We start from the raw sequence: 7,456 nt of genomic DNA, 5'->3' as shown, positions 1-7,456 counted from the left end.
ATTGACAAATTAGAGTTAATAGGACACCTAACTTTCCGTTGGTCATTCTCAATAAGCTTGAATTATTCGAGGTGCCCATTCACCTGATCGAGGGCCATCAGGAACGGTTCTACCTGAAGCTTTTTGGCTAGTTCAATAAATTCTTTATTATCTTTTACCTGATCAAGGAATTTTCCCGCTTCCCCAACCAGGCCCTGAACGCCGCCAGAAAAGTTCTGAAAGATACTCATAATATTCTATTTGAGGAGATTATTAACCGAATACACACAAGTTTGATTTTATCCAGAGTGGGACTTCAATTAACTTCCAGTTAGTGTACCTTGTAAGTCTTTTGAGTGAGTCCTAAGTTTTGCAAAACATAAATATCCTGAACCTACTTTGGACAAACACAGGTTGTGCGGCTTCTCTTCAAGCAACTTTTTGATCTGGTCAATTGTCGCTTTGGGGTCTGCTCAAAAATTAAGATCCCTAACGTTTGCTTATCAGTGAGTGAGCCGGTGGGTAAAACCAAGGTCAATTCATTGAGGTCAACAGAATCGCGAAATCAGAGCTTCCGCTACCATCCCATATGCACCTCAAATCGATGCTCAACGCCTTACGGCATCAGAGGTTTCGGCACCACCAAACTAGCCAGTGGAGCCGGGAAAGCCTGAAACGTGCTCAACGCCTTACGGCATCAGAGGTTTCGGCACCATTTCCCTTTGGTCCACTCCGCAGGGTTCCATTCGTGCTCAACGCCTTACGGCATCAGAGGTTTCGGCACCCCAACGCCTGTGAGGTTGAAAAAGTAGGATCGCTGTGCTCAACGCCTTACGGCATCAGAGGTTTCGGCACAATTGGTTTTTAGCCTGTATCCCTTGCGCTATATAGTGCTCAACGCCTTACGGCATCAGAGGTTTCGGCACAAAACTGATCAGCAGTGATACCCCAAACAGGATAATGTGCTCAACGCCTTACGGCATCAGAGGTTTCGGCACAAACGTAACGATCCCCGGCATTCGTGAGAAGTTTTTGTGCTCAACGCCTTACGGCATCAGAGGTTTCGGCACCCAAAATTATTGGCCGTATAATTATTGGTATTAATGTGCTCAACGCCTTACGGCATCAGAGGTTTCGGCACGCAAAAATCATTTCACCGTAAATGATTGCTTTGTTGTGCTCAACGCCTTACGGCATCAGAGGTTTCGGCACTTGTCCAGTGAGCTTAGCCCGTAGCTCAGTCTCGGTGTGCTCAACGCCTTACGGCATCAGAGGTTTCGGCACTGCTACCGCTGCTGGTGAGACGTTAGATATCAGCGGTGCTCAACGCCTTACGGCATCAGAGGTTTCGGCACGAGCCCAGTGGGGCAGCGATTCTTCGTACAACCGGTGCTCAACGCCTTACGGCATCAGAGGTTTCGGCACTACTCTATGAGGCAATTTTATATGATTTGTGGGAAGTGCTCAACGCCTTACGGCATCAGAGGTTTCGGCACGAGCGCGAACGTTGGCTCCTGGGTTGGTTGTGTCCCGTGCTCAACGCCTTACGGCATCAGAGGTTTCGGCACATGAATTTTCCGTTCTCTTTGGTGAGATGATCTCTGTGCTCAACGCCTTACGGCATCAGAGGTTTCGGCACGAGTGATCGACAAGGCCTCTGAACGCGCCTTAGAGGAGTGCTCAACGCCTTACGGCATCAGAGGTTTCGGCACGCGATATTCTTCATGAAGCGCTAGAGACCGTTGGGTGCTCAACGCCTTACGGCATCAGAGGTTTCGGCACTTGCGGACCTCTAAGGCAGACCCAGACAAGGTCGCGTGCTCAACGCCTTACGGCATCAGAGGTTTCGGCACAAAGCGATCTCTACGGATCTATGCGATCTTTGAGAGTGCTCAACGCCTTACGGCATCAGAGGTTTCGGCACTCGAGGCTCTCATTGAGGATGGCTTGATCTTTGTGGTGCTCAACGCCTTACGGCATCAGAGGTTTCGGCACGCGTTATCCTCTCATACAGTTTCGTGTAGATTACTGTGCTCAACGCCTTACGGCATCAGAGGTTTCGGCACAGGGGCGATCGCTGCAGGTCAGGGAATAACCCCCTGTGCTCAACGCCTTACGGCATCAGAGGTTTCGGCACTCAAAATCATCCCAGGTCGGCTCCTGATTGATGCCGTGCTCAACGCCTTACGGCATCAGAGGTTTCGGCACGGCTGACCCTGCGGTCAGCCCTCTATTACTTGATAGTGCTCAACGCCTTACGGCATCAGAGGTTTCGGCACACAAAGGGTATAAAGTTGTAAAAAATTTAAATACTGTGCTCAACGCCTTACGGCATCAGAGGTTTCGGCACAAAGAAGTGCTCCAAGCCTATGAGGAAAATGGCTCGTGCTCAACGCCTTACGGCATCAGAGGTTTCGGCACGCTCCTGCTCCGCTACGGCGCTAATAATCTGCACAAGGTGCTCAACGCCTTACGGCATCAGAGGTTTCGGCACTCTTGTGCTGCACCTAACTCATCCGTGAGTCGTTCGTGCTCAACGCCTTACGGCATCAGAGGTTTCGGCACCACCCAGCACTCGCATCCTTATCCCCAAAGATTTCTGTGCTCAACGCCTTACGGCATCAGAGGTTTCGGCACAACCTTCTTGGTTTTGATCCAAGTCAGAATTTGTTGTGCTCAACGCCTTACGGCATCAGAGGTTTCGGCACGGCGCGTCGTGAAAAGCCGACTGACTCGGGATTGTTGACCAACTTTGCAAGGAACGTCCTCTTATTTTGGAAAATTTCCCACGCATCCGGCTCAATGCCCTATTGCAAGCTTTCACAAACACACCTGGAACCAATGGTTAACCCACATTATAGCCATCTTGCATGCACCAATCGCGATTCTTAACACCCCAAACCCTCCTATTCATAAACCCTCGCGCCTCTAAAACCGCGATCGCACCCTAAACATGCAGCGATGCTTGTCAAATCATCCGAAAGCTGGGCTGAGCTGTCTCCCAAACCCCTTCACGATTATACAAAGGCACCCGTTCACAACAGCGATGGCATAGCCCTACGATGAGCAAATCATCCTCTGGCTTTAAGATTTTTGCCAGCTCCCAGCGCAGCTTCTCGCGATCGCGCTGACTCAACGAAGCCCGAAAAATCGAAAGCTGCACCGACCCGCCATATCCCTTGAGTAACTTGTAGGCCCGTCGCCAGCGCTTGGGACAGCGAATGTCGTAGCAAATCAAATAGTCATGCTTGAGTTCTGCCATCGCGTTACCTCACCACCAACTGGCCAAATAACCCCGCTTCGCCCGTCCATTCCTTTTCCAGTAGCCGTACCTCCAGCTCCAGTAACCGCCGATAGGTGAGCGAATAGTCCAGCACCGGATGTTTCCAGGATTCGGCCTTGCGCTCCTCATATAGCCGCACAAACTTGCGTCGGCCGAGATCGCTTAACCAAACCTGATCTCCTCGCACCGTAAAATCTTCCTGCACCTCCCACATCCCCCGATTTAGGGAAGCTACCACCACCATATCCACCAGCGGCACCCGAAAAATCTCCATCAAATCCAGCGCCAGGGGCGGAGCCTGCGTGCGCGGCTGATGATAAAACCCCAGCGCTGGCTCCAGCCCCACTGCCAACACCGCATTCATGACGTCCTTGAGCAGTAGCGCGTAGCCAAAACTCAGCAGCGCATTCACCCGATCCTTCGGCGGTCTACGGTTGCGCTGGCTAAACCGTAGCGCTGGCACCTCAGTCCGCAATAGCCCATCAAAGGCCCCAAAATATTGCGCTGCTAGATTGCCCTCCAATCCGAGTAAAGATGCGACAGACTCCGCTAGAGTCACCTGCTTCAAAACGGCCTTCATCTGAGCGATCGCCCCGGTTAGCTCGGGTAAGTTGCGGCCGCGATTACCGCGCATGAGAAACTTACGCTGGCTTTTGCCGCGACAAACCACCAACTGCCGCGCCAGCCGCAGACAAAGCGCTGGCTGAGTCAGGGCGGCATATTGACCCAGCCGCCGCTGAATACTCCCCTGGCGAGTATCGAAGCTGCCGATATAGCGCCCCCCACCGGAGACAAAATGGACCCCGATTGCTTGATCGGCGCAAAAATGTAGCGCCTGGGTGGAAATCTGCGAAAAGCTGTGCAGCACCACCTGTCCCACCTGCCGGGCCGGAATCATTTCTGAGTCCTGCTCGCGGCGCAGCACCTTCAACTGTTCCCCAGTGCGTCCGACTCGGGTGCCCGGCTCCAGGATATGGACAATCTGGCGATCGTCATCGGCAGGAAATAGCCGCACCGGTTGCCAGTGACGATCGTGCGCCAGTCTCGCTTCCTCCGGCAGGCAAACGGGAGCCAAAGAGCAACGGGTACACAACCGTTCGTTGTCGGTGACCGGTGGTCGAGCCGTGGAAGAGCGCAGCTGTTGAGCCTGGGCGATCGCGGTTTTTACCCATTGCCGCCCGGCCTCCTCTAAGGGAACCCGCACCAGCACATTGTCGGCATGGTAGCGGATTCGTCCCTCCGGAATGGTGATCGCTAAAGCGGCTTCCAGCAGACAGGCATAGGCCAGAATTTGCAGGCGATCGCTTTCCCAAGCCTGGGGATGATTGTTCTCGTCTCGAAAAGCCCGTCCCCGCTTGTGTTCGTAGGGAATCACCTGGCCATTGCGTTTGCGCAGCGCATCCACTCGTCCCCGCAGACCAAGCGCAACATCTTCCAAAAATAAATCTTCCCACTCGCCGTCTTCCTGTTCCTCTAGCTCCTCGTGCAGCTTGCGTCCGGCAAAGACGGCAGCATCCTGGGTGTAGAGTTCCTCAACTTCTTCCAGATAGAAGAGCCGGGGACAGTAGGCAAAGGCGTGCAGTGCGGACACCTTGAGCGTTGGCGGAGCTTCAGCGATCGGAGTGGTTGGATGCATGGCTGTTGTTGGGAACTAGGACCATTTCAATTCCACCTTGGCCTATGAACCCGGCAAAATTACTTCCGCGTACAAATTTACTAGCTCATTGGGACCTCCGTCCTTTTGCACCAATTGCCTTCGCCTTTGACACTCCCACGGCTGAAGCGCGTGGTTTTTGATCCTAGATCTATAATCAACTCAAATACCTCCACTCTTTATAGATCCGATGATTGCAAGTCCGAGCTTTCTAACCCCGGAAGAGTATTTCGACTGGGAGGCCGCGCAGCCAGAACGACATGAGTATTTTGACGGCGCGACTTATGCAATGGCTGGAGGCACGTTGGCCCATGGACGGATCGGACTTAATATTAGTGCTTTCTTAAACGCGCAGGTACGGAGCCGGCAGTGTCTCACCTTTAACTCCGACTGTCGCGTGGGAATCAGTGAAGCAGGACCCTTTACCTATCCTGACGTGAGTGTTAGCTGTGATGAGCGCGATCGCACGGCTCAACAGTTTATCCAGCACCCTTGTTTGATTGTGGAAGTTTTATCGGCGAGCACTGAGGCTTATGATCGCGGTCGCAAGTTTGAGCTATACCGACAGTTGCCCAGTCTTCAAGAATATATGCTGGTCGGATCCGAGACAAAAACAGTGGAACTCTTTCGCCGAGATGAAGCAGGAGCCTGGCGGTTTTTTGTTTACGGTGAGGGCCATGAGGTGACGCTAGCCAGCGTCGGGGTAACCCTGAGCGTCGATCAAATTTATGCAGATGTGGCGATCGCTCCCTTGGGTGGCGTGCAATTGCTGTCCTAGCAAAATAGCCTGCTCAATCGGGGAAGTAACAAGGATGCTGTAAGCCTTAGCTTTTGGCCTTGCGGGTGGACTTCACCTTGGCGGGCTTTTGGGGAACGGCTGGGGGCGCAATAGCAACCCAGCAGTCATCAGCTAATGGGTTCGTTAGGAGTCCATGTCCATGCATATTGTGGCGGCTCGGAGCTAGCTTCATCGAGCGGAGCATATAGAAAGCTAGTGGTTCGACTATTGTCAGAGCGATTGATACCAACTGTCAGGCGATAAGAGCCTCGCATGGGCGGATCATCTGGCTGCATCTGAACATACCACCGTGTTAAAGGGAGTTCATCAACTATATCAATCTGGTCAAACAAAAAGTTGTTGTCTCCTGCAAACGGCAACCCATAGCGAGATTCATCCAGTTGCCCTTGTAAGCCTTGTTTGACGCGCTCCAACAACCCACTATCCCCCTGTATTCCCAGGATCATATCTAGGCCGACGAGTAATTCTCGTCTGACTGGTGTAATCCAGAATTTTGCACCGTGGGTACGTTGTTTTAGTTCTTTTCCGGAAGCACCGACAGGGTAACTATGTAACTGCTGATAAAGGGTGCAAACCTCGCTATCGGTTTCTGGGACTACCTCATTGTTAGGGAGTTTTCGGCACGGGATGCCAATGGCCAAGTTTAGACAGGGCAAATCTGATCGAATGAGCGTGGTGACTCCGTTGATGCGATCGCGCATTTCGATGCCCGCCAGATTCAGGACTAGCCCGAAGGCAGCTGAAGGCGGCATAATAGGAGCCGTAGCGCGATACACACCGGCTTGAAAACCACGAAATGCGGCAAACGGCGCACGAATCCGCAACCAAAGACGATCCATCTAGGCTGCCTCCGACTTGAGGAACGCTTCAGCTAAGCCTGCCAACAGAGTCTGTGGATTATCGTAAAACGTCACCCCCGCTTGAGCTAGTTGCTCTTTCTGGGTAGTATCCATACTGCGGGCTAGCTCCCCACCAATCCAAAACTCATTTGCAGGTAAGTCATTTTCATTGATACGTACAAGGTCTACAAAATTACCTTGATCATCAAAGCCATAAGTGTTGTAGCCTGCAACCAAACTTGGTGTCAAACGAGCGACGATGCTTTTGGGTGCCATCTCGTAATAGCTACGAGCATGTCCCCCGGCCACATCAGAGAGCTGAGCGATCGCATTGAGCAGAGCCTTTGTCCATTCGGGCTGGGCTTTGCAGTCAGAGTACGCTAGGGCAAAAGGATATTGATAGGCGGTATGGGCAACTTCTCGATGGAGCAACGCCGATGTAGAAGCATTTTTCCAGGGACTAGCACCAGCATTAAGGGGGGATTGATGAAAGGTTGCATCAAAGCGGTAGGGCGTTAATGCCACAGCCATGTTCATACGCAGAACACTGTCACGCTTTGATGGCAATCCCTTATTTTTCTTAATTGCATCGTTATCGGCCACCATAAAGCCAAACAAAAAGTCATCCGCGTATTTTTCTGCATTGGGGAACTCTTTGAATTCCACAGCCAGTTGATCCTGATCATGTAAACGCTTACGATTACAGGGCAGATCAGTCTTTGCCAGCATTTCTCGCAGGGCATTCCGCATCGATTCGGGGCTGATGACCGTATACTCTTGCTTACCTTGGGCAATTTTTTGCAGCACAGTCCGATTTTCTTCGCTCTCCCCACGATAGTTAGAGCTAGGAGCAGGATAAGTTAGGACGGTTGCAAATAAATTCTTGTTCATGAGGTTTATCT

The 7,456-nt window shown here is 52.0% G+C and carries 6 protein-coding genes and 1 CRISPR repeat array; of the genes, 1 reads left to right on the top strand and 5 read right to left on the bottom strand.

Going from position 1 to position 7,456, the window contains the following annotated elements; translation table 11 throughout:
* Positions 1 to 62 precede the first annotated feature (62 nt).
* From QQ91_RS14190 to QQ91_RS14180, 3 genes are all read right to left on the bottom strand, one after another.
* Positions 63 to 230: a hypothetical protein gene (locus QQ91_RS14190; protein ID WP_166282812.1), complete on the bottom strand. Its 168-nt coding sequence runs from the start codon at positions 228 to 230 to the stop codon at positions 63 to 65.
* A 353-nt stretch (positions 231 to 583) separates the two neighbouring features.
* Positions 584 to 2,687: direct repeats of the CRISPR family, unit length 36 nt; unit sequence GTGCTCAACGCCTTACGGCATCAGAGGTTTCGGCAC.
* Between the two features lie 260 nt (positions 2,688 to 2,947).
* Positions 2,948 to 3,241, bottom strand: coding sequence for a CRISPR-associated endonuclease Cas2 (cas2, locus tag QQ91_RS14185; RefSeq protein ID WP_166282810.1), 294 nt, complete (start codon positions 3,239 to 3,241; stop codon positions 2,948 to 2,950).
* A gap of 4 nt (positions 3,242 to 3,245) precedes the next feature.
* The gene (locus QQ91_RS14180) at positions 3,246 to 4,898 is read right to left on the bottom strand and encodes a type I-MYXAN CRISPR-associated endonuclease Cas4/Cas1 (RefSeq protein WP_166282808.1); all 1,653 of its coding nucleotides are present in this window, start codon (positions 4,896 to 4,898) and stop codon (positions 3,246 to 3,248) included.
* 208 nt (positions 4,899 to 5,106) lie between these two features.
* Between QQ91_RS14180 and QQ91_RS14175 the strand changes: the two genes are divergently transcribed.
* The gene (locus tag QQ91_RS14175) at positions 5,107 to 5,694 is read left to right on the top strand and encodes a Uma2 family endonuclease (protein WP_166282806.1); all 588 of its coding nucleotides are present in this window, start codon (positions 5,107 to 5,109) and stop codon (positions 5,692 to 5,694) included.
* A gap of 128 nt (positions 5,695 to 5,822) precedes the next feature.
* Here the strand turns inward: QQ91_RS14175 and cas5 are convergent, their stop codons facing one another.
* The gene (gene cas5 / locus QQ91_RS14170) at positions 5,823 to 6,554 is read right to left on the bottom strand and encodes a type I-MYXAN CRISPR-associated protein Cas5/Cmx5/DevS (RefSeq protein WP_166282804.1); all 732 of its coding nucleotides are present in this window, start codon (positions 6,552 to 6,554) and stop codon (positions 5,823 to 5,825) included.
* Entirely contained in the window at positions 6,555 to 7,445 is an 891-nt protein-coding gene (locus QQ91_RS14165; RefSeq protein WP_166282802.1) for a type I-B CRISPR-associated protein Cas7/Cst2/DevR, read from the bottom strand.
* Positions 7,446 to 7,456: the final 11 nt, after the last annotated feature.

The sequence above is a fragment of the Lyngbya confervoides BDU141951 genome (genome assembly GCF_000817775.3).
Taxonomy (GTDB): Bacteria; Cyanobacteriota; Cyanobacteriia; order Thermosynechococcales; family Thermosynechococcaceae; genus Lyngbya; species Lyngbya confervoides.
The sequence above is the reverse complement of the archived record's forward strand: the minus strand, read 5'-3'. Positions and strand labels throughout refer to the sequence as shown.